Here is a 22762-nt window from a genome sequence, read left to right on the forward strand (position 1 = left end):
AATTATTTCTCGCTCCCTTCCTTATTTTTCTTGGCAGGAAGTACCTCGCCCTTGTAAATCCATACCTTTACTCCTAATTTTCCATAGGTAGTATCGGCCTCAGCAAATCCATAATCGATATCTGCACGAAGAGTCTGAAGAGGAATTGTTCCCTCGCTATAGAACTCACGTCTTGCGATATCCGCTCCGCCCAAACGTCCACCAACGGAAGCCTTAATTCCCAAAGCTCCTGCCTTCATGGTTCTGGACATAGCCTGCTTCAAAGCTCTACGGAAAGATACACGGTTCTCTAAGGACAACGCGATACTTTCTGCAACAAGCTGTGCATCTCTATCCGGTCTCTTGATTTCCTTGATATCGATGAAGATGTTCTTGTTGGTAATCTTCTGAACATCCTTCTTTAACTTCTCGATTTCCGCTCCGCCCTTACCGATAACGTATCCGGGCTTAGCAGTAAATACGATAATGCGAACCTTATCCTCAGCCGCTCTCTCGATTTCAATCTTAGAGACATTTGCGGAATACAGCTTCTTCTTTAAAAATTCTCTGATCTTGTGATCTTCGATAAGATTATCTGCAAAGTTTTTCTTGTCTGCGTACCACTTAGAATCCCAGTCCTTAATGATACCGACTCTCATACCGTGCGGATTGACTTTCTGTCCCATTCCTTGCCTCCTTACTTTCTTTCGTCCAGAATAACAGTGATGTGTGAGCTTCTCTTGAAGATTCTGTAAGCTCTACCCTGTGCTCTTGGGTGGATTCTCTTTAATGTTGGAGCTGCATTTGCGAAGCACTCTGCAACATAAAGATTCTCTCTATTCATATTGTTATTGTTTTCTGCATTAGCAGCTGCGGACGCAAGAAGTTTCTTAACCAATGTGGAAGCATATCTTGGGTTATAGGTAACGATTCCCAATGCCTCTTCCAAGCCCTTGCCACGAATAGCATCTAAAACAAAGCAAGCTTTCTGTACAGACACTCTAGCATAAGAAAGCTTAGCGGAAGGTCTTTTATCTTTATTTGCATTTCTCTCTCTTTTAATCTGAGATCTATGACCTTTTGACATTTTTCATGTCCTCCTTTCTCTATGCAGATTATCCTCTTCTTTCGTCGCCGTTACCGTGATGTCCGCGGTAAGTTCTTGTTGCAACGAATTCTCCCAGCTTGTGTCCTACCATGTCCTCTGTAACGTATACAGGTACATGCTTTCTTCCGTCATGAACCGCAATGGTGTGTCCAACAAATGACGGGAAGATTGTGGAACGACGAGACCAAGTTTTCACTACTGTCTTTTGATTCTGTGCATTCAGTGCATCCACAGCCTTTAAAAGACTCTGATCTGCAAATGGTCCTTTTTTAATAGAACGTGCCATTTTTCTTTCTCCTCCTCAATTATTTGATGGCTCTACCATCACGTCTTCTTACGATAAGCTTATTGGAAAGCTTCTTCTTGTTTCTGGTCTTCAAACCAAGTGCAGGCTTACCCCAAGGTGTGCTAGGTCCGCTCCGTCCGATAGGAGCTCTACCTTCTCCACCTCCGTGTGGGTGGTCGTTAGGGTTCATAACAGATCCGCGAACTGTTGGACGGATACCCATGTGACGTTTTCTTCCCGCCTTACCAAGATTGATGAGGTTGTGGTCTCCGTTGCCTACTACACCGATGGTTGCACGGCACTCGATAGGAACCATTCTCATTTCTCCGGAAGGAAGTCTTAAGGTTGCATACTTTCCTTCTCTCGCCATAAGCTGTGCTGCATTTCCTGCGGAACGAACCAGCTGTGCTCCCTTACCGGGCTTTAACTCGATAGCATGAATTTCGGAACCTACAGGGATAGCGGACAATGGTAAGCAGTTTCCTACTCTTGCCTCTGCCTCTGCTCCGGACATAACCTTCATCCCGTCAGTCAAACCGTTAGGTGCAAGGATGTATGCCTTGGATCCGTCTGCATAAGAGAGAAGTGCGATGTTTGCGGAACGGTTTGGATCGTACTCGATACCTACAACAGTTGCCACAATGCCGTCCTTACTGTTTCTCTTAAAGTCGATAATTCTGTACTTCTGCTTATTTCCACCACCGTGGTGACGAACAGTGATCTTACCCTGGTTATTTCTACCAGCAGTCTTTTTATTCTTAGCCAAAAGAGATTTTTCCGGTGTCTTCTTGGTAACTTCAGCGAAGTCGGAACCGGTCATATTTCTTCTGGACGGTGTATAAGCTTTATATGTCTTAATACCCATTTTCCTTTTTCTCCTTCTTTCTGCGTATAATTGAGAAATTTTTTCACGCAGTTCTTAGCAATTTACAGTGCGCTGAAAATCTCGATTTCTTTAGACTCAGCAGTCAATGTAACGATTGCCTTCTTAGTCTTAGCTGTCTTTCCGAATACCATTCCTCTTCTCTTCTTCTTTCCGTCAAGGTTCATGGTGTTAACAGCCTTTACCTTTGTTCCTTCGAACATCTTCTCTACAGCTTCTCTGATCTGAATCTTGTTCGCTTCAGGATTTACCAGGAAGGTGTACTTTTTCTCGCTCATGTCTGCCATGGACTTCTCAGTCACAACAGGGCGAAGAATCACATCGAAATATTGTAAGTTAGCCATTATGCGTATACCTCCTCAAGTTTTAAAAGAGCCGCCTTTGTAGCTAATACAGTGCCGTACTTCAAAACATCGTAAACGTTTAACTCGTTAACCTGAGCTGTCTTTACATTCTGAATATTTCTTGCAGAAAGCACAGTATTCTGATCATTCTGATCCAGAAGAACGAAAGCCTTGTTTACCTTGAAAGCGTCTAACATGCTCTGGAAGTTCTTGGTTTTGATTTCGTCGAAACGAATCTCATCCAATACAATAAGCTTGTTCTCTGCTACTGCGTTAGACAGTGCAGACTTTAACGCTGCTCTCTTTTCCTTCTTGTTCATGCCGGTGGTGTAATCTCTTGGAGTCGGGGCAAATACTACTCCGCCGCCCTTCCACTGCGGGGCACGAATGGAACCTTGTCTTGCATGACCTGTTCCCTTTTGTCTCCAAGGCTTTCTTCCGCCTCCGGAAACCTCTGCACGAGTAAGGGCTTTCTGTGTTCCCTGACGCTTGTTAGCAAGCTGTGCAACTACTGCGAGGTGTAATAAGTGCTCGTGAACCGGTGCTGCGAAAATCGCATCATTCAGATCCATCTTGCCAACTTCCTTACCCTGCATATTAAATACAGATACGTTAGCCATTAGTATGTTCCTCCTTCCTTCTCGTCTTAGGACTTAACAGCTTCTTTGATGGTTACAAGAGCCTTCTTTGGTCCCGGAACCGCACCCTTAACCAGGATTAATCCCTGTTCTGCATCAACCTTCACTACAGTAAGGTTCTGAGTAGTAACCTTTACCGCACCCATGTGAGAGGGCATTCCCTTACCGGGAAGTACTCTGGATGGTGTTGCAGATGTACCGTTAGATCCCTGATGACGATGGAACTTAGAACCGTGGGTCATTGGTCCTCTGTGCTGTCCATATTTCTTAATAGCAGATGCAAATCCCTTACCCTTGGAAGTAGCGCTTACGTCTACCTTATCTCCTTCAGCAAAGATATCTGCCTTAATCTCATCTTTAACCTTATACTCTTCTGCATTCTCAAAACGGAATTCTCTTAAGAATCTCTTGTAAGAAACGCCGGCCTTGTCGAACTGTCCCTTAAGAGGCTTGTTCACCAGCTTCTCTCTCTTCTCTAAAAATCCCACCTGAACTGCCTTGTAACCGTCGTTCTCAAGGGTCTTTACCTGGGTAACCACGCAAGGACCGGCCTGCAGTACAGTTACTGGAATCAACACACCATTTTCATCCCAAATCTGTGTCATTCCTACTTTTGTTGCCAAAATAGCTTTCTTCATCTGTTCTCCTTTCTACAGCGGAACCGTAATCGGTTCATACTAGAATTATTTGTTTTTCATCTTGATGTCTACGAAAACACCTGCGGGCATCTCCAATCTCTGTAAGCTGTCCATGGTCTTCTGGTTAGGATTGATGACATCAATCAATCTCTTGTGGGTTCTCTGCTCGAACTGCTCGCGAGAATCCTTGTACTTGTGCACTGCACGAAGAATTGTTACAACTTCCTTCTTGGTAGGAAGAGGTACTGGGCCGGAAACCTGAGAACCTGTCTTCTTGCAGTTCTCTACGATTTTTGCGGCGGATTCGTCCACAAGACCATGCTCGTAAGCCTTGAGGGTGATTCTCATTACTTGACTTGCCATAAAAAAAGTCGCCTCCTATCGGGTTATTGACGATAAGTTGGTGACTGTACACGTTTCCGCGCGTATCTTATAAAAATACACACGCCGCACCCGCTGCTTGGTGCTTAGATTGTAGTACAGTGACCTGCCGTCAGTTTCAAAACTTGACATTCGCTCCAGAAAGCTCTCTGTAGAAACTTATACATTACTGCTTTCATTTCTATAGTAATCTTTTCCTTCAACGCTATCATGCCACAGCCGTACTAAAATACCATATCCCCGGCCGGAAAGCAAGATTTATCCCGCTTTTTTTGCACAAAATCAAAAACATAAGCAAAACAACTTATCACCAAGAATCCTTGTTTCCGGATTCAATTCCACGCTACCGTGCGTGTCGCATTAGTATAATAGAAAAAAGAAGCCTTGTAAAGACTTCTTTCTCTCGGATTATGAAAAGTTTAGATTTGCTTGGTATCGGAAAAACTGTTTTTGATCTATCCTTGGAAAATGCCCGCACTCCAACAGGCTGAAGCACCGAGAAGTTTCTCCGCGCTGTAAAGCTTTTCCGCACGTGAAATCGGCTGTAATTAGGAATCCGCCTCTGCCGATATTTTCGTCAAAAAATTCTCCGTATAGTCCTGGGTGCCATCCGGCTCGATCCACATGGCTTCCACATCCGTTCCGCCATCCTGAAACTTCTTCAGAAGCGCCTTTCCCTCTTCCACATCCAGAATAAAAAGAGCCGTAGAAAGTCCATCTGCAAGGCCGGAATCCTTGGTCAAAATACTTACGGAACGATGGCTGTCGGCAGGCATCCTTGTTCTCGGGTCTACAATGTGAGCATAGCGCTTACCATTTACCACATAAAAACGCTCATAGTCTCCGCTGGTCACCAAAGAAGTATCTTCAATTTCTCCTGCCACCGCAAACTGCTCCGTATCCTGTCCATCCACATAAAAGGGATTTTCCACAGGGCAAACCCAGCGTTTTCCGTCTCCTCTTTTCCCGATAGCCCGGAGGTTTCCGCCGATATTCAGTAAATAATGCTTGGCACCGGCTTGTTCCAAAAGCTCTGCTGCCCTTTCCACTGACCAGCCCTTGGCAACGCCTCCTACATCCAGCCTCAGCTCCGGATCTTGAAAGTACACGGTGGAGTTTTCTTCATCCAATATCAAATCTTCAATATTACAATGCTTGGACGCCTCCAAAAGAGAACTTTCCTCCGGAAGACTTGCATTTTCCGGATTGGCAATGCCCGCCTCCCGATAGTCATGCCAGATGCGAAGGACAGCCCCGTAGGCGATATTTACCTCTCCGTCTGTCTTTTCATAGATTTCCTTTCCGAACTTCAGTAAGGCCATAATCTCCGGATCCACCTTCACCGGAGCAGTGCCGGCATTTTCATTTACATACTTTAAGTTCTGTACCCCGGGATAATCGTCATACACATCGAAGAGCTGATGGAGCTCCTGCAAGCGCTTATGCACGGCCTTGAAGTTTTTCTGAAAATCCCCTTCATTTCCCTCATAGCCGATGACCAGAGAAACCGTATCAAAGACATCCATAAACTGGTCTTGATAACGATTCTTCTTTCCACAGGCGCTAAGAATAAGGCAGACACCGAGGACGAGACAGGCGCTAAGGACAAGATAAGACTTGCAAAGGCGTACAAAAGAAAAAGAAGTATGAGGCAATATCTTTTTAGTGCTCACGATACAAAATCCCCTCTTCCTCTTTTTGACGGGCAAACCATTCCTTTACATAAGGACAGGTGGGAAGGATTTTTCCATCCTGTGCCCTGACCTCTGCAATGGCCTTTTCCACCAAGATCCCTGCAATCCCCTGCCCCCGCAGAGAGGGATCTACAAAGGTATGGTCAAATTCATAGACCTTTTCCTCTGCCTTATAATAAGGAAAGGTTATTTCCGCCAGGACTTTTCCGGCCTCTTCATAACGAATCTGATGCTTTTCTATCTTCCATTCCATAAAACGCTCCTTTCCAAAAAACAAGAAATCCTCCTTCGATTTTTCGATAAATCTATGCTTTGGCTTTCAACAGAAAAAAGCAAGGATGTCTATTTGCGGCAAAGTTAGTTTACTATAACATTTTTTCCTCACAAAAAAAAGCTTCTTTTTCCTTTGGCTGAACTGAAACAATCTCCCCATGGGGAGAACCTGTCCGCTTTATGGAAAAGAAGCTTTTTTCTCTTTTGAACCTTCTCTTTTATTTCTTATAAGGAAATAACTTGAGCTCTCCTTTGTTATATTCTCCCAAATAGACCTCGTGCATACTTTGATAGCCCTGTTTTTTCAATTCCTCTTGAAGCCATTCCTTGTTTTTTCCGATAATGGTCAGAATATTTTTCTGAAGGTGACCATCGGTAATCAGGGGGAATTTCGGATTTTCCTCTCCGTATTTTACAATAATCAACTGTCCGTTCTGCTCACAAACAGCTCTTTTCACCTCTGTTACGGAATATACCCGATTGGTTCGTAATTTAAAGGAAAGATCGTGGGGGGAAAGTCCCAGCTTTTTGCAGTTATCATAGAGAATAACGCCCTCATCCACTACGGGAAGGGCAATACCGTCCAGAACCTGCTTCATTTTCACATTGTGCATCTTCACATAGCGAAGCAGCAGAACCAGACCGCACCAAATTGCCAGTACCGCCAGATATTCCCAGATCTTGATATTGTCGTTATAAATTACGCCGCCGATAATACCACCCAATACATAGTTTTGCACCGCATCGGAGGCTGTGCTGGGCGCCAGATTGCCTTTTCCGGAAATGTTAATGACAAAAATCAAAGCTAAAAAGCCGATAAATAACTTTTCCGCTACCAAAATGAATTCCTGCATCCTCTTGCCTCCTAACGTTTAAAAAAAGCCGAGAAAGAAAAATGCGCTGCACGCGCTTTCCCTTCCCAGCCTATCCCGGAGATAGAGAGATTCGAACTCTCGCGCCGGTTTCCCGACCTACCGCATTTCGAGTGCGGACCCTTCAACCACTTGGGTATATCTCCTGATTTTTTGTAAAAAAAACGGCGAGACAGTCTCGCCATTCCTTCACAATGCCGGCGACCGGGGTCGAACCGGTATGGGATTTTTGTCCCGCAGGATTTTAAGTCCTGTGCGTCTACCTATTCCGCCACGCCGGCGTTTCAAGTTTCCCTGAAAACGTCGCATTGTTTTGCAACAGTACGATAATACAGAATGTTCCTCTGCTTGTCAATACGGGGGCAGCAAAAATTCAAAAAAGTTTTGGAGTGTTAATTCCCAAGCTAAGTTCCACAATAGGATTAACTTTTGGAATTCTCTGAGGGAGTTTTGAAGCCTTTAGGCAAAATAGTCATAGGCTAATCGCTTCGTCCCGTCTCCTACAATAACTTCCCCGCAATATTGAAAACCGAAACGCTGAATTGCCCTTTGCATGACCTGATTGTTCTCATGGGTATCGATTCTAAGGTAGGGATGCTGTTCCTTACAAAACTGAAAGCACAGCTGGGCAAGACCGGGAATTTTCCCGGAGGATACCACCCGATGAATGACGCCATAGGCTTCATTCCTATGCCAAGCTCCTTCATAGATTTCTTTATAATTCGGTTCTTCTCCCACATGAAAATGAAAGGCCAGCTCAATCTCCTCGTCCTCCGCTACATAAAAATAGCCCTCTTCGATATCCTTCCGAATCAAATCCTCCGGAGGATTATTCTTTCCCCACTGAGTAGGATTCCCGTTTTTTGCCATAAATTCTCTGGCCTTTTCGTATAAAGGCATAATCTGTGCTAAGTCTTCCGGCTTGGCTTTTCGAATCTGTAGCATAACGGTCATCCTCCTAGTATCTTTAAAGCTTCTTTTGAAAGTATCTTTGAAAAGCTTCTTTGATAAATTCCTGTTGACATCCTCTTTAAAAAGCTACCCCTTGGGTCTTATGTCTAAACTTATATGATAACGGTTTTCAGCATAAAATAATCACTAAATTTTCTGTCAAAACTTATTTGTTTTCCACAAAGACTGTCTTTTTTTCTCTCATTATGACTTTTTCCTCACGCCGAGCAAAGGAGAAAAGCATATCCTTACACTTTCCCCTATATACTCCACATTCGGATATTATCCGTAAGTGGATATTATCCGAATGTGGAGTATAGGAGATTTCTAAGGCTAAAGCTATAATCCTTTTCAGGAGGTGGATATGCCTTATCTCAAACATCATTTTCTTTATCTTTTTCTACTCTATGCAGCCATCAAAGATTTACAAGAACGGAAAATCCCCAAAGTCTATTTTATACTTTTTCCCTCATTCTTTTTCTTCCTTCTTGCTTTCCCCTTTGAAGCCGCAGATCTGAAAAAATCCCTTATTACCCTTATCTACTGGATTCTAAGTCTTTTCGTAAGCTATCCCCTCTTTTATTTCACCGCCGCCGGAGGAGCTGACTGGAAACTATGCTCCCTTCTTATCCCCCTTTTACCCTTGGAAGAAAGTCTTCCTCTTCTCCTCCTGGCATCCCTTTTCTCTTTCCTTCTATTTTTCTTTTGTCATATAGAAGACATTCCTTACGCTTTTTCTCTCTTTCTCGGCTACACCCCGATTATGCTGATGAAAGGATAAATTCTTAATTTCCACAGAAAGGATATTCGTCATGGAAAAAATTCTTGCCATCTACGATGAAGATGCCCTATATTGCAAGCGCCTTAGCCTTTATCTTCGACAAAACACCAAGCTTCCCTTCCAAATCTATCCGATTCTTAACAAAGAAAGCCTGGAAAGCTTCTCCAAGAAAAAGGAGGTGGATCTTCTGCTTCTCTCCGAAAAGAATGCGAAAAACCTTCATTTTTCTCCAAAATCCCACAAAACCCTTTATCTTTCCGAAGAAAATCTGCTTACCAAGCAACGGAAAGAAAATTGTATCTACAAATACCAGTCCGGAGACCAAATCATGCGGGAAATTCTGGTGCAGTACGGAGAGTTGGAGCTTTTAGCGGAAGGCGGTCAGCATCGTGCGGATGTATTTCTGGTCTACAGCCCCCTTGGTCGTTTGGGAAAAACTACATTTTCCCAGGCCTTAGCCAAAGAATTGGGAAAGAATAGAAAGACACTCTATCTCAGTCTGGAAGAGTCCGCCTTCTCTCCAAAGGAGCAGGAAAAGGAGAAGGAATGTTTAACGGAAGCACTATATCACTTTAAAGAAAATCATCTGACCCCGATGATTTTACGAGCCCTTTCCTATGCAAAGGATAACTATGTCACCATCCATCCCGTTCGAAGTCCGGAGGATATCAGCAGTGTCTCTCAAAGAGACCTTTCTCTTTTCTTGGAAAAAATTGCTGAAGAGGCGGGCGCCGATGCATTGGTTGTAGATACCGATAGCAGTATGAGCCGTTATCTGGAATGTTTCAGCCTGGCCAGAAAAGTCTTTCTTCCGGTTTTGGAGGATCGGAAAAGCAAGGCTAAGCTTTCCGTTCTTCAACAATACTTGGAGAAAAATGCAGGAGAAGGCGTAGCGGAAAAATTCATCCAATGCAATCTCCCCGCTCTAACGGAAGAAAGCGCCGCCTCCCCTGCTTTGGAACAATACTGTCGGGAACTTTTATTACGACAGGTATACGAAGAAGAGCAGATGGAAGCGGAGCAATACCGAAAAATGGCTTTATAAGCCTTTGTGAGATAAAAATCGAAATAAATATCGAGATAATATCAAAATAAAGATAGTTGGCAGAATCATAATGTGATGTGAATCTTAATATGAGCCTTAATGCGAACCGTAAGGTAAATCGGAAAGGAGCTTAAAGTGCTGGCCCTGGATCAGGTAAAACAAGAAATCAAAAAGGAGCTTTTGCTGGATTTGGAAGAAAAACAAGTCAGTGACAGCCATTTGTATCAGGAAATCGACTCTGCCCTTTTAAGCCGAAAAGATCTGGCTTTACGGGAAAAACTCTACCTAAGAAGCGCGGTTTTTGACAGCTTTCGAAGGCTGGATCTTCTTTCCGAACTGTTGGATGACGGCACTGTCAGTGAAATCATGATTAACGGTCCAAAAGAAATCTTTGTGGAAAGGAAGGGGCGAATGGAGCGCTGGCAAGGCTCCTTCCAAAGTGAAGAACAGCTTGCGGATTTGATTCAACAGATTGTTTCCCGAATCAATCGGGCTGTAAATACCAAAAGTCCCATTGTAGATGCCCGCTTAGAAGATGGTTCCCGTGTTCATGTGGTGCTTCCTCCCATTGCGCTAAAGGGACCTACGGTCACGATACGAAAATTCCCGGAGCCCATCACCATGAAAAAGCTGATTCAACTGGAAAGTCTTACGGAGGAAGCAAGTCATTTTCTACAGTCTCTGGTTCGTTCCTCTTATAACATTTTCATTTCCGGCGGTACCAACAGCGGAAAGACTACCTTCTTAAACGCACTTTCCCAGTACATCCCTAAGGAGGAGCGCATTATTACCATTGAAGATAGCGCGGAGCTGCAGATTCAATCCGTGGAAAACCTGGTTTCTTTGGAAACCAGAAATGCCAATGCAGAGGGAGAAGGAGCCGTCAGTATCTCCGATTTAATTAAAGCCTCCCTCAGAATGAGCCCGAACCGTATTATCGTTGGAGAGGTTAGAGGAAAGGAATGTCTGGATATGTTAAATGCCATGAACACCGGTCACGACGGCAGCATTTCCACCGGTCACGCCAATTCCTCTACGGATATGTTAAAGCGTATGGAAACCATGGTGTTGCAAGGCGCAGACCTCCCTCTCCCATCCATTAGAAACATGATTGCCTCCGCCATTGAAATTATGGTGCATCTTGGAAGAACCAAAGATCACAAACGGCGGGTTTTGGAAATATCGGAAGTTATGGGGATTGAAAATGGAGAAGTTAAACTCAAAAAATTATATCAATACAATGGCAAAATTCTTGAAAAGCTGTCGGATCTCCATAACGAAGACAAACTCCGTAGTCGATTATAGAGAGTACATCATTTATCTCCCGGAATATCTCTTCCTATGGGTCAAGTTTCTATTGCTTCTTTTGCTCTTCTCTTATGCCTTTTACCAGCATATTCTCTTCTTTTTGCTTCTGCTTCCCTTCAGCTTTTTCTATCCTTTTCTCCAAAGAGATAAATTAAGAAAAAAGCGTCAGGAGGTATTGGTTTCTCAATTTAAAGAAATGCTTTCCATCCTCAGTGCCTATCTAAGTGCCGGATATTCTTTGGAAAATGCTTTATTCGCCTGCATCCCGGATCTGGAAAATCTTCTGGGAAAGAAATGTTATATGGTGGAGGAGCTAAAGCAAATCAAACGCTCCCTTTCCATGAATCGTCCTCTGGAAGAACCGCTTTCCCAATTTGCTCTTCGTTCCGGCGTTGATGATATCCATAATTTCTCGGAAATCTTCCTGGTGGCAAAGCGCTCCGGAGGAGATCTGATTCAGATTATTCAGCAGAGCAGCACAATTATTCGGGATAAACTGACCATTACCGAAGAAATCATCACCCTCAATGCTTCCAGACGATTCGAGCAAAAGATTATGAACGGTGTGCCTTTCTTTATGATTTTTTATTTAAATGCCAGCTCTCCGGAATTTTTCCGGATTCTTTATTCCACCATTATGGGAAGAGGAGTAATGAGCTTTTGTCTCTGTATATACCTTCTGGCCATTTACCTCTCCCAAAAGATTATTGCCATCCCCGTGTAAGGATATCAAAGGTCAGCTATTTCCCCCGGCATTTCTGTCGCCTCCGGCATTTCTTCGTGTCCGTTGTTTCTTTCTCATTCGGTATTTCTATCATGTCTCCCCTCTCCGGGCGTCACCAAAAAGGACTATCTATGAACCCCTACACAATAAAGCAAGAACTCAAAAAATTATGGTTTCGTATTCCGGGCTCTAAAACAGAACTCCTGAAAAAGCAAATTCTTATTCTGATTGTCTCCTTTCTTCTTGCCGCCCTCCTTTTTATGCAGGGAACGGAAAAGCAATTCCTCCTCCCCGGAAATCAAATCCAAAGAGAGCCTATAGGAGGAGTAGAGAAAAAAATCCCCCTCAATGTTACGGGAATTTCAGGAAAGAAAAAGGAAGAAATCTATGTCACGGTATCTCCAAGACTCTATAGCAAGGAAGAGGCGGATAAAGCTTTTGCGAAGCTGCAAGAAAAAATGGAGAGCTTGATTCTCAGCGAAGAAGACAGCTTTGACGGCATCTCCGGAAACATACAGCTCAAAAAAATCTTTAGCCCGGAAAATATCAAAGCTACCTGGAGTTTTCGCCCGGAAAGCTTATGGACCAATCAGAAGGAAACTCCCCTTCAAGATAGCGATAAAAGCTACACAAAGTATAGAGATATTTTAGAAGACTCAGGACAAATCCATCATGAATATCTGGAAAAAGACCAGATTCTTACAGGAACATTGGAAGTAGTTCTCAGCGCCAATATTCATCCTGAAGAGGAAGTGGAAGGGGATGAAATCAGCAGTTTCTTTAACGAAAATAATGAAATCACCTACAACTCACCCACCTACTCCTATGCCCTTCGTATTTTGCCCTTAAAGCTAAGTGAAACCGAAGCTTTGGAAATGGCTCTTCAAAATACATTGCAGTACAGTAATGAGCATACCCGTTCCACGGACAAACTGCTTTTGCCCAAAGAAATTATGGGGCATCACATTCATTTTTCCGAAAAAAAGAATTTTCGCTATCTTTTGATTCCGCTTCTAGGTCTTTTTGCCTGCTTTCTTCTCCCTCTGCAAGCTTTAGAGCAACAGAAAACCCGTCAAAAATCCAGGCTGTCCTCCCTTACCCTGGATTATGCAGAATTGGTTTCCAAGTTAGTAGTTTATCTTGGAGCAGGCCTGGCCATACGGAACAGCTTTTCGGAAATAGCCAAGCACTACAACTATCTGGTGAAAAATTGTCATCAGGAATCCCACCCCTTATATGAGGAGTTAAATACCCTCTTAAACCAGCTGGCAAGCAATGTGGGGGAGGGAGAGGCCTATTTGAATTTTTCGAAAAGAATTGCTTTAAAGCCCTATGGCAAGCTCATCAGTCTCATAGAACAAAACAGGAAAAATGGCAGCAAGGATCTTTCCCGTCAGCTCTATATGGAAATGGAGGAAGCTTTTTCCGTACGAAAACATATAGCAAAGCGTCTGGGAGAGGAAGCCGGAACCAAGCTTCTGCTTCCTCTAATATTACAACTCTTTGTCATTATGCTGATGATTCTGTATCCGGCCATGCAATCCCTACACTAAAAAGACGAAGAGAGTTCTTGGAAAACAGCAAGCATTCTCTTTGCCCATACATTCACTCGGCAATCATGCCACACACAAAAGGAGGTTACGATGTACAAATACGCATTAGAAGATGCCCATTATGCAGTGGACGCCTGGCTTTTTTCCAGAATAGAACAATGCAGGAAAAAACGAAGGGATTTGCTGAATGGTGATGAGGCCATCGGCACCATTGAGTTGGTTCTCATTATGGTGGTCTTAATCGGCTTAGTTATTATCTTCAAAGCAAAAATTGTTAAAGTGCTGGAAGAGATTATGAAAAAAATCGAAGATCAAAGTAAGGGTATTTAAAGTGCTTTCTTGATACTTCCCCTTTTTGGAAAGGAAGAGTTTATGGCGAAAAAACAATTCTCCGCATCAATTACGGTATTTCTTTCCCTAATTTTTGTTCTGGTAGCTGCACTGGTGCTTACCATTGCGGAATCCGCCAGAACAATCTCCCAAAAGCTCTATATGCAAACCGCCTTAAACAGTGCCATGGAGTCCCTTTTTTCGGAATTTCATAGACCTCTTTGGGAAAACTACCGTATATATGCCCTGGAATATCGAGATGATAAGCTGCTGCAAGAAGAACTGGAGGGCTTCACCTCCCTTTATACAGAAGCCAAGGATCTCTTTCCATGCAAGGTGGAGAAGGAAGACTTTCTCTTTCCCAATCGGGGAATCCTTTGCGAAGACCATTATTTTGAAGAAGAAGTGCTGGAATACATGCCGGCACTTCTGGCAAAGGATGCCATAGAATTTTTAGGAGAGAAGAAAGAAGACACGGAAGCCCTTGCTACTCTGGAGGATTTTCAAAAGAAAGAAAAAGAATCCAAAAGTATAGAAGAATTACAAAAAAAATATTCCCTAAGCCATCGAGATATTGAAGCCTTGGAAGGACTAATTGAGACCATCGATATGGAGTGCAAAGCTTGTGCAACACAGCATAAGAACGGCGCAAAAGCACTTTCTGCCCACAATCCGGGAGCTTTTTATTCTTCCTGTGCCGGCTTTACTGCCGGACTGGAAAGAATTCAGCAAACTGTTCCAAGGTACCAATCCACTGCCGATTCCCTTCGGGAAAAAGTAGCCCAATTGCGGCAACACTTTGAAGAAGAAAAGCCAAATTTGGAAGAAGACGGCATTGCCGCTATAGAGGCTGAATTAAGCAGCTACGACCAATATTTGGATGCGGAGGGCAGCATAAGGCAAAACATTGAAGCTCTTCCGCCAAAGTGTGACAGCTTAAAAGCACAGGCAGAAACGGTGAAGCAAGAAGTAAAAGATTTTGAGGAATGGTTGGAGGAAGAACGAGAAGCAAGAAGGGAAAATGAAGACGAGGAGGACGATGATGAAGAAGACTTATCCCAAGAAATTCAAGACTTTTATCATTCCGAAGAAGCAGAATGGAACAGCTTTTCCCTTCCGGCCTACAACGGACAGGTCACAAAAATTAACAAGCAAAATAGAAAAGCCTTGGAAAACCTTAGAAATCTGGGTAAGAAAAAGCTCTTGGAATATCTCCTTCCCGAGGGAGTACCCTGTCCAAGTGATGATGAAAAATACGCCGTACCTCCCGGATTTTCTACAAACTCCAAGGCCAATCCCTTACAGGTGGGGCTTTTGGGAGAATACTCTTTACGGTACTTCCATTCCTATCATAAAAAGGATGACGATAAATCCATTCCCTATAGCGGAGCAAACGGCATGGAGGTGGAGTATCTTATCCACCAGAAAAAGAGCGACTATGCAAACCTTTCGGCACAGGTCCTGTCTCTTCTAGCTTTCCGAGAAGCTATGAACTTTATCTATATAATGAAAAGTCCGGAGATGCGGGAAGAAGCCAAAGCCTTTGTTACAGCCTTTCTTGTCGTTACTTTAAACCCCATTGTGATAGAGGTCTTTACCCTCTTCGTCATCGGTATTTGGGCCTTTGCCCAATCTCTAATCGATGTCAGACAGCTTTTGGATGATAAACGGGTTCCTCTTATGCATAGTGAAGAAAGCTGGCGGCTCTCACTATCTCATCTGCTTACTTTCAACATAAATGAAGAAGGTGGCGACGAAAATCAGGGAAAGCACGGACTATCCTATCAAGATTATTGCAGAGCCTTTCTCTTTGCCTCCGGATGTTTGTCCCAAAGCAAAGTCAATGACAGAATGCTATATTGCATGGAGAAGAATATCCAAAGCACCGTATCAGAAAAGGAAAGCCAATTTCAATTAGAGCATTGCCTATATTTTCTTTCCACAGACGCCGGAATTAAATCTAAGCACAGCCTCTACCATAAAGGATTTTTGGAAAGTCTGGGGCTTCGCCCGGAAGAGCACTACCAATTCACCCTTCATTCCGACTATAAATACAAAAATCTCAGCCACTAAGATTCCAATACTGAATATCATGAAAGCGGCAATGGTTCTAAACAAGCTATGGTTCTAAACAAGCTATGGTTCTAAAAGAGCTATGGAGCCGTTTTCCTATAAAAAATAGCAAGAGGAGTATTTATGAGAGGCCAAAGCAATTTTCTTTCCTTTCGAAAACCAAGACTGTGTAGAAAAAAAGTGGACAAAGCGGAGGCTTTATTCTCCTCTTCCTCTCAAAAGAATCTGCTTGCCTCCCTGACGATAGAAGCAGCCTTTTCCTTAAGCCTTTTTCTTTTTGCCATCATCATTCTGATGACTCCCCTTTTTATCTTGAACCGGGAAATCCGCATCAGCCGAGAAATGGAGAAGAACGCCAGAATCCTTTGTATGGCCAAATATCTGGAACACTATGGATTGAAAAAAACAGATATCGCGGATATAGAGCACATCGATCAGATTCTGGAAATTTCGGAAACCGCACTGGAAGACATCCTTCTCCCGAATACTATTCCCACGGAGGGAATGGAAAACATTCAAAGCTTTCGCTCCCATATTACCGAAGAAGATATTTATCTGAACTTACAGTACGACGAACCCATACCCTTCGGACTTCTACAAAAGAAGAACATGAGACAGGAAATCGTTGCCCATAGAAGAGCCTGGGTTGGTGCCAAGGGTGCCCGTTGGGAAAAAGAAGAAAATGCAGAAGAAGAGAATGAGGAGGAAATGGTTTACGTGATAGACGGGCCTTCCAAGGTCTATCATCTGTCTTCGGAGTGCACTTACATTTCCAATGACTTTCTAAGCTGCAGCGCCAGAAGAATCGACGGCACAAATGCAAAATACGGTGGAAAATTCTGTCCCTGCAAAGCCTGCCACCCGGATCCAAACAGTCCTGTAGTGTACTACACCGAAGCCGGAAGGCGATATCACAGCAGCACCGACTGCCCGGCCATGCGTTCCAGTGTCCATAAGATTCCGCTCAAGCAGGCTTTGGCGGAGGGCAGACATCCCTGTCCCAGATGCGGTAAATAAGACTTAAATAAATCGAAAAACTTGTACAGAAACAGGAGGAAAGAGTATGGCGGAACCACAGTATTTTACTATCAGCAAAGGAATTCTTTTTCTCCTGTTCTTTGCTTTCACCCTATTTTTTGACTGTCGAAAGCAAAGAATACCCTCTATGATTTTTTTGCTATTTGGGGGAATCTTGCTCATCCATAGCATTTTCTTTAGGAAGATTTATTATGCTTTCTTTTCTTCCCTATCCATGGAGGAATTCCCCTTGATCCTTCTCCCTACTCTTTTCGCTTTTTTTCTTCTTCTCCTTTCCAAGTGGAGCAGAGAAGCCATAGGCTACGGGGATAGTTTATTTATTCTGCTTTCCTCTTTTTATTGTAATGCTTATCATTTCTTCTTTTTGATTATTACCGCCTTCTCCTGCTCCACCATAGTATCCATGTTTTTGTTTTGTTCCTGCAAGCTGAAAAAGAAAAATCCTAAAAACTGCCGTTTTCCCTTCCTTCCCTGTTTTCTCCCCGGAGTACTGTATTTGCTTGGTATTTCCTTTTTCTAAACAAAAGGGAAAAGAATAATCTGTGCTTTGAAATAATTGATTTTACATACACTAGAAAGGAATCCCTATGCATACCATTGAAACCACTGTGCTCTTAGGTATTTGTTTTTTATGCCTCCTAATCCTTTTACAAGAAAATATTCAACTGCATGAACGTATACGGGAGAAAGCACAAGCAGCCTATCACGAGGAAGTAGAAAGCCATAGTCTGGAAAAACCTAAGGACTACTTTAAGGTGGAGCTCTATACTCGCTTCTTTTCCGTTGCCGAGGATTTACTCATACGAAAAAAAGACGAAAACTCTCCGTCGGGAGAAAAGAACGAAACTCCGGATACTAAGAAAAATACAGCAGAAACAGAAAAAACAGGAAATCCGTAAAGTCCCTAGCCTCCATTATTCTTATAAAAGCGCAGATAGAGAAAGGAAAATCTATGTCAAACTACAGTCCTCAATTTAAAAATGACTTTCAACACAGCTTTATGTATCTTCATAGCGTTCCTCAAGAGGAAAATCATGAGCAAAAGATTCTTCGGCAATGCCAAATTCCGGGAACCTTATCCTTTCGACTGCTGGAAGAAGGAGGGGAGAATTTCTTACAATATGATTTTTCCCCCTATCAAAGGGCCTGTCTGTATTTTTCTCAAAGAAAAATGCGGCTATCACATCTTAGTGCACTATTCCTCTCCCTACAGAATGCTCTACGAAATATGGAGGAATATCTTCTCTCTCCCTCACTCCTATCCATTGACTGGGAAGAAATCTTTTATGATGTGGAAAATCAGCAATTTCTCTTTCCTCTCATTCCCTTCAAAGAAGAATATCCGGAAGAAGGCTTGTCTGCCCTTTTGGAGCAGGTATTGGAAAATATTGATGAAGAAGAGGAAGCTGTAGTATTGGCGGCTTTTTTACTGTATCAAGAGCAAAAACACGGCGGCTTGCAATTATCTCGCATCCTGCAAATCCTTCATATTCAAGAGCAGAAACAGCTTGCTCCAAAATCGGAAGAAAAGGCAATAAGCTCCTCCAAGACCATGCAAAAAAGTCCCCTGCCTTCTTCCCGGGCTTTTTCCGGGGAAAAAGCGTCCTCCGGAGTTTTCTCTAAACCCCTCGCTGAAAAAGCAATACCTTCTACACCCTCAGAAGAATTAGAAAAGAATTATACGGAATTGGATTTATGCCAATGCTCCAGCTCTTCCTTCCAAAAACAGGAGCAGGAAACGCCTGTGTTTACTACACAAGCCGCTGTAGATTCCGATCATTTCCAAGAAGAGCATTCCTATACGGATGCAGCAAATACCATTCCGAAGAAAAAGGGATTCCTGGCATCTCTTCATTTGCCTTCTATTATTGCCTCTCCTGCTTCTTCCTCTGCTTCATCTCCGGATTCTCCCACTCTTTCTTCGCCTGTTTCTTCTTCAGCTTCTTCCTCTCCTTCTTCTCCAGCTTCATCCCTTGCAGACCGTGAAAAAAAGAAAAGAAAAAAGGAAGGCAGAAAGAAAATGCTGCTGGGCATCTTCCTTATGCTCTTCCTTCCTTTAGCTCTATTCTATTTCAAGGGTTCCGGTTTTCTATTCCGCTATCTTCCCTTTGTTATTCTGCTGGAGCTGGCTCTTCTTCTGTATACAGCTCTGGATTATCTAATTCTGCTTCTTTCTTCCCCCGGAAGTGAAGATAAGCAAAAATGCAAAACATCGGGATAATGCAAAGATAAGACATGATATTGATAAATCCATTGACTAAAGCTGTATCTAAAAACGGAGGCAAGGTTCCGCTTAAATTATTTACGCCATGGGCCAGTACTGTGAAAAACAGGGATCTGCTTTTCTTCATGAAATAACCAAGGGCTATACCGGTCATAGCGGTATACACGGCCTGAATAAAGCTTCCGTGCCATACGCCGAACATCACACCGGAAAGCACGGCAGGGAACCAAAGAATATCCGTTACTTCTTCAAAGCTGCTAAAAATAATACCACGGAATAAAATCTCTTCTACCAGCGGTCCCACAACCACGATGGCTAAGAAGGTCCAGATAAAGGGTCCCTGATCCAAATCATCGTAAAGGGTGGAAAAGGCTTCTGATTCTTTTCCTAAAAACGGGATATTATTTCCTACAAACTCCGCAAAATTCAACCAGATGGTTGCCAATCCTCCTACACCAAATCCAATGACAATGGCAAAGAGGATATTTTGCCAAAGCGGTAAACTTACTTCTGCCTGTTTTCTTGGAAAGACCTTGCGATAAAACAGGTAACAGATTACCGACAAAACCACCGCTGTGGTAGCATCGATAAAGCTGGCACTGGTATCGATAAAGGACTCGCTTACAGCAAATACATCAAATGCTTTATGAATAATGAAGATTACAACATCTCCAATGCGGTCATAAACAAATAATACAAGTAACGGCAGGAATAAAAACAGTACTTTCCTTTTGTCCATCAAATTCTCCATGGTTTCTCCTTCTCTACTTTTCCTTTTTACTTTTTGAACAATATTTTTTCGACATTTTTTTCGTAAAGAATAAGTATTTTATTCCAGCACAACCGTTTTTCCGATTTTAACGGTATTTCTCTGTTCCTTTGCCGTGTATAACATTCGGTCTGCTAGTGGCATAAGATTCCGTACGATGGACTGTTCATAATAGCCCCCGATGCTTAAGGTAATATGCAAATCCGGATATTCTTTGAAGCATAGCTGCTCCACCTTTTTACGGATACGCTGAAGCTTTCTGCGGAAAGCCTCCTCTGTGATTTTGGAAAAGCAAAGAATGAATTCATCTCCCCCATAGCGAATCAGTTGGTCCGAGCTTCGAACACAAGATTGAATCAAATCCGCAGAAGATCTCAAAGCCAAATCCCCCACTACGTGACCATAGCCGTCATTTATATCTTTAAAATGATCAATATCAATCATGGCCAGAGCTTGATACTGCTTTTCCTGTACCTTTTCATCATAAAATCTTCTATTCCAGGCCTTAGTAAGACTATCGGCATAGATAGCCATATCCAGATGCGCTATCTTTTCAATCACTCCACCGGTTCCGGAAACCCCCATTAAAGCAGATTCTTCCATGGAAGACACCATTTCAATAACATAAGGCACTCCTTCAATTTCCGTATATTGAGCAATCACAAAATAGATATCATCATCAATAAATTCAAACTTCTCTGCCCGGCCCTTGGTAGACATGGCTTTAGCAACAATACAAAATCTACAATCTCCTCTACGATTCCATCGTGCATCACAAACCGAATGCAGTTCCTCTACGCGGTCTGGGTAAAGCTTTACCACCTTTTTGTTCCACGGGTTAACAATACTGACAGCATGAAATGCGGATGCTAATTCTTTAAGCCGTAACGTAATGGTGTCATAATCCAGATTTAACCATGAATCTGCCCTGTCACTCATTCTTTATCCTTTCTTAAAACTTTCCCCTACTCTGTTCCCCTATATCTAAACTGGTACTACTCCGAACTTAAACATAATACTCTACACTTACACACATCAATACTCTACGCACGTCAATCTTCTACACACATTAATCTTCTACACACATCAATCTTCTACACACATACAAAGATTTCTGGCGTTCAAAAAAGTCCTCTTCTTGAATAATTCTTTAATCTTCTTTATGCATCATAGATACCTTCTCCATATTCAAAGTATGAATACCGAAAATCACCCTATCCTGCTTTGAGCGCTCATGAGAACGGATTAAGACGAAACGTTTCCATACATATTCGTTCTTACGATTCTTGCTCCTAAAATACGCCAAAAGAAAATCATTCTCCGCACATTCCACTCTTTCCGCCATAGTGTCAGGATTTAAGAACTGCCAGCAGGCTTTCTTATCCTTCGGATAGACTTTATTTTCCACAAACTTTTCGATTTCTCCCCGAAGATTACTACTCTCATGAACTCCTTCATAGATTTCGTTGACATAAACCGGATTTAATATATTCTGCTTTAAATCAAAAACAAAAACCATATCATAGACGGTATATAGTGGACTTAATGCCTCCTGAAACTCCTTATTCTTTTGAAATCTTCTGATATTGGACAGGATATCCAAGCGCACCAAAAAAATATTTTTCTCTCCTTTTCTGGCTACCAGTCTGGTCTGAAATTGACAATGCCTGCCTCCGGATAAAAAATCCATGGCTTCAATTCGTCCGGATTCCTTGGCTACATCCATAATATCCCGCATTTTATCCGTAAAAAGAATAGATCTGTCATTTAACAAATCCTGAAATTGATGAGTTCCCTCATAACCCAGCTCCAGCAAATTCTTCCGGTACGGTTGGGTGAAATTCAAATGCTTTAACATGCCGTCAATTTCCGATAAAACTGCCACCGGCTGACCTGTTTCAAAGCCGTGTATGCTGGGAGAAGAATCAGAGCGCTCCAAGTCAAAAGGAACGGGACTGATGATATTGACAAAACCGATTTCATCATACAGATAACAATCTTCTTCCGTCTCCATTTCACAGTTTTCTTTCGTGGAAGCAAACCACTCCTTCATGGGTTCAGGTCTGGCAAAATAATAGCCCTGCATTCTTTCACAACCTGCCACCTTTAAAAAACGATATTGCTCTTCCGTTTCCACACCTTCCGCTACCGTATGAATCCCGATTTCCTTCGCCATATACAGAATAGAAGAAATGATTATAAGCGACTTTTTCCCCATATCACTGAGGAAACGCATATCAATTTTAAAGGTATCAAACTCAAACTCCTTCAAAAGATTTAAAGAGGAATATCCGGAGCCGAAATCATCCATCCATACCTTATAGCCCAGAGTGTGCAATTCTCTTACCGTATCCTTCATATAGGCTTCATTTTCCATTACGGCACTTTCCGTAATTTCAATATGAAGATAATTTCTCGGCAAGGAATTCCTTTCCATGATTTTTTCCATCTCTTGAAGAAGTTTAGGCACATCAAAATCCAGACGGGAAAAGTTCATTGAAATCGGTACGATAAACTGTCCTCGTCTTCTTCTTTCTCCAAGCTCCCGACATATCGTTTCCATTACATATCGGTCCAGAAGATGTATCTTTCTTTTTTTCTCCAGCACGGGTATAAACTCCCCCGGAGAAATCATCCCATATACCGGATCTATCCAACGGGATAGAGCTTCCGCTCCGCAAACACGCTTTGATAATCCACGAATATTGGTCTGCAAATACACCTGAATCCATTCTTTTTCAATGGCTTCTTCGATATGGTTTTCTATATAGCTTTCCAGTTCCTTATCCTTGGGTTTTCTCAGTGACATCCTTCCACTCCTTTATCCTATCAAAAGATTTTCGTCTTTAAACGGATAAATCATAAGTATA

Annotated in this window: 26 protein-coding genes and 2 tRNA genes; 11 read left to right on the forward strand and 17 right to left on the reverse strand. The window is 42.7% G+C overall.

The annotated features are described in order from the left end of the window. Positions 1-2 precede the first annotated feature (2 nt). The 14 genes from rpsC to RYO92_RS04895 all read right to left on the reverse strand — a co-directional run bounded on the left by rpsC (position 3) and on the right by RYO92_RS04895 (position 8050). Positions 3-665, reverse strand: a complete 663-nt coding sequence (gene rpsC, locus RYO92_RS04830; RefSeq protein WP_007157674.1) for a 30S ribosomal protein S3 — start codon at positions 663-665, stop codon at positions 3-5. An 11-nt stretch (positions 666-676) separates the two neighbouring features. Continuing rightward, complete coding sequence (rplV, locus tag RYO92_RS04835) at positions 677-1066, reverse strand: 50S ribosomal protein L22 (protein ID WP_007157675.1); 390 nt, start codon at positions 1064-1066, stop codon at positions 677-679. Positions 1067-1094: 28 nt separating this feature from the next. After that, positions 1095-1373 carry a 30S ribosomal protein S19 gene (rpsS, locus tag RYO92_RS04840; RefSeq protein ID WP_007157676.1) on the reverse strand — a complete coding sequence of 93 codons (279 nt, stop codon included), beginning with the start codon at positions 1371-1373 and terminating at the stop codon, positions 1095-1097. Positions 1374-1392: 19 nt separating this feature from the next. Next, on the reverse strand, positions 1393-2238 hold the full coding sequence (rplB, locus tag RYO92_RS04845) for a 50S ribosomal protein L2 (protein ID WP_007157677.1): 846 nt from the start codon (positions 2236-2238) through the stop codon (positions 1393-1395). Positions 2239-2300: 62 nt separating this feature from the next. After that, a complete protein-coding gene (gene rplW, locus RYO92_RS04850) occupies positions 2301-2600 on the reverse strand; it encodes a 50S ribosomal protein L23 (RefSeq protein WP_007157678.1) in 300 nt (99 codons plus the stop codon). Then, positions 2600-3220 (reverse strand): 50S ribosomal protein L4, encoded by a 621-nt coding sequence (gene rplD, locus RYO92_RS04855; RefSeq protein ID WP_007157679.1) that lies wholly within the window; start codon positions 3218-3220, stop codon positions 2600-2602. Before rplD ends, rplW begins: the two co-directional genes overlap by 1 nt. Positions 3221-3246: 26 nt before the next feature. Next, positions 3247-3876, reverse strand: a complete 630-nt coding sequence (rplC, locus tag RYO92_RS04860; RefSeq protein WP_183683845.1) for a 50S ribosomal protein L3 — start codon at positions 3874-3876, stop codon at positions 3247-3249. 45 nt (positions 3877-3921) lie between these two features. Next, positions 3922-4239: a 30S ribosomal protein S10 gene (gene rpsJ, locus RYO92_RS04865; RefSeq protein ID WP_007157682.1), complete on the reverse strand. Its 318-nt coding sequence runs from the start codon at positions 4237-4239 to the stop codon at positions 3922-3924. Between the two features lie 566 nt (positions 4240-4805). Continuing rightward, positions 4806-5930, reverse strand: coding sequence for an FAD:protein FMN transferase (locus RYO92_RS04870; protein ID WP_315369651.1), 1125 nt, complete (start codon positions 5928-5930; stop codon positions 4806-4808). Beyond that, positions 5920-6228 (reverse strand): GNAT family N-acetyltransferase, encoded by a 309-nt coding sequence (locus RYO92_RS04875; RefSeq protein ID WP_315369652.1) that lies wholly within the window; start codon positions 6226-6228, stop codon positions 5920-5922. The genes RYO92_RS04870 and RYO92_RS04875 overlap by 11 nt, the downstream gene beginning before the upstream one ends. Before the next feature lie 214 nt (positions 6229-6442). Beyond that, the gene (locus RYO92_RS04880) at positions 6443-7078 is read right to left on the reverse strand and encodes a DUF421 domain-containing protein (RefSeq protein WP_315369653.1); all 636 of its coding nucleotides are present in this window, start codon (positions 7076-7078) and stop codon (positions 6443-6445) included. A gap of 76 nt (positions 7079-7154) precedes the next feature. Then, positions 7155-7242, reverse strand: a tRNA-Ser gene (locus tag RYO92_RS04885). Between the two features lie 49 nt (positions 7243-7291). After that, a tRNA-Leu gene (locus RYO92_RS04890) sits at positions 7292-7377 on the reverse strand. A 178-nt stretch (positions 7378-7555) separates the two neighbouring features. Beyond that, positions 7556-8050: an N-acetyltransferase gene (locus tag RYO92_RS04895; protein ID WP_314999816.1), complete on the reverse strand. Its 495-nt coding sequence runs from the start codon at positions 8048-8050 to the stop codon at positions 7556-7558. Positions 8051-8411: 361 nt separating this feature from the next. Between RYO92_RS04895 and RYO92_RS11165 the strand changes: the two genes are divergently transcribed. The 11 genes from RYO92_RS11165 (at position 8412) to RYO92_RS04950 (ending at position 19120) form a co-directional block, all read left to right on the forward strand. Further along, positions 8412-8828, forward strand: a complete 417-nt coding sequence (locus RYO92_RS11165) for a prepilin peptidase (protein WP_314999815.1) — start codon at positions 8412-8414, stop codon at positions 8826-8828. A 31-nt stretch (positions 8829-8859) separates the two neighbouring features. Continuing rightward, the gene (locus tag RYO92_RS04905; RefSeq protein WP_315369654.1) at positions 8860-9873 is read left to right on the forward strand and encodes an AAA family ATPase; all 1014 of its coding nucleotides are present in this window, start codon (positions 8860-8862) and stop codon (positions 9871-9873) included. A 135-nt stretch (positions 9874-10008) separates the two neighbouring features. After that, positions 10009-11178, forward strand: coding sequence for a CpaF family protein (locus tag RYO92_RS04910; RefSeq protein ID WP_183683857.1), 1170 nt, complete (start codon positions 10009-10011; stop codon positions 11176-11178). A 178-nt stretch (positions 11179-11356) separates the two neighbouring features. Beyond that, a complete protein-coding gene (locus RYO92_RS04915; RefSeq protein WP_315369655.1) occupies positions 11357-11905 on the forward strand; it encodes a type II secretion system F family protein in 549 nt (182 codons plus the stop codon). Between the two features lie 131 nt (positions 11906-12036). Further along, positions 12037-13458, forward strand: a complete 1422-nt coding sequence (locus RYO92_RS04920; protein ID WP_315369656.1) for a hypothetical protein — start codon at positions 12037-12039, stop codon at positions 13456-13458. Between the two features lie 90 nt (positions 13459-13548). Further along, positions 13549-13788: a Flp1 family type IVb pilin gene (locus RYO92_RS04925; protein WP_314343986.1), complete on the forward strand. Its 240-nt coding sequence runs from the start codon at positions 13549-13551 to the stop codon at positions 13786-13788. Positions 13789-13830: 42 nt separating this feature from the next. After that, the gene (locus RYO92_RS04930; RefSeq protein WP_315369657.1) at positions 13831-15861 is read left to right on the forward strand and encodes a DUF5702 domain-containing protein; all 2031 of its coding nucleotides are present in this window, start codon (positions 13831-13833) and stop codon (positions 15859-15861) included. A 123-nt stretch (positions 15862-15984) separates the two neighbouring features. Continuing rightward, positions 15985-16878, forward strand: a complete 894-nt coding sequence (locus RYO92_RS04935) for a hypothetical protein (RefSeq protein WP_315369658.1) — start codon at positions 15985-15987, stop codon at positions 16876-16878. A gap of 46 nt (positions 16879-16924) precedes the next feature. Beyond that, positions 16925-17419 (forward strand): hypothetical protein, encoded by a 495-nt coding sequence (locus RYO92_RS04940; RefSeq protein WP_315369659.1) that lies wholly within the window; start codon positions 16925-16927, stop codon positions 17417-17419. A gap of 67 nt (positions 17420-17486) precedes the next feature. Continuing rightward, the gene (locus RYO92_RS04945) at positions 17487-17798 is read left to right on the forward strand and encodes a hypothetical protein (protein WP_315369660.1); all 312 of its coding nucleotides are present in this window, start codon (positions 17487-17489) and stop codon (positions 17796-17798) included. Between the two features lie 53 nt (positions 17799-17851). Further along, entirely contained in the window at positions 17852-19120 is a 1269-nt protein-coding gene (locus RYO92_RS04950; RefSeq protein ID WP_315369661.1) for a DUF6382 domain-containing protein, read from the forward strand. Here the strand turns inward: RYO92_RS04950 and RYO92_RS04955 are convergent. The 3 genes from RYO92_RS04955 to RYO92_RS04965 all read right to left on the reverse strand — a co-directional run bounded on the left by RYO92_RS04955 (position 19011) and on the right by RYO92_RS04965 (position 22701). Beyond that, positions 19011-19874, reverse strand: coding sequence for a CPBP family intramembrane glutamic endopeptidase (locus RYO92_RS04955; protein WP_315369662.1), 864 nt, complete (start codon positions 19872-19874; stop codon positions 19011-19013). The genes RYO92_RS04950 and RYO92_RS04955 overlap by 110 nt on opposite strands. A 78-nt stretch (positions 19875-19952) precedes the next feature. Further along, entirely contained in the window at positions 19953-20831 is an 879-nt protein-coding gene (locus RYO92_RS04960) for a GGDEF domain-containing protein (RefSeq protein WP_315369663.1), read from the reverse strand. Positions 20832-21042: 211 nt separating this feature from the next. Further along, a complete protein-coding gene (locus tag RYO92_RS04965; RefSeq protein WP_315369664.1) occupies positions 21043-22701 on the reverse strand; it encodes an EAL domain-containing protein in 1659 nt (552 codons plus the stop codon). Positions 22702-22762: the final 61 nt, after the last annotated feature.

This window comes from Oribacterium sinus (genome assembly GCF_963553175.1).
GTDB lineage: Bacteria > Bacillota > Clostridia > Lachnospirales > Lachnospiraceae > Oribacterium > Oribacterium sinus_B.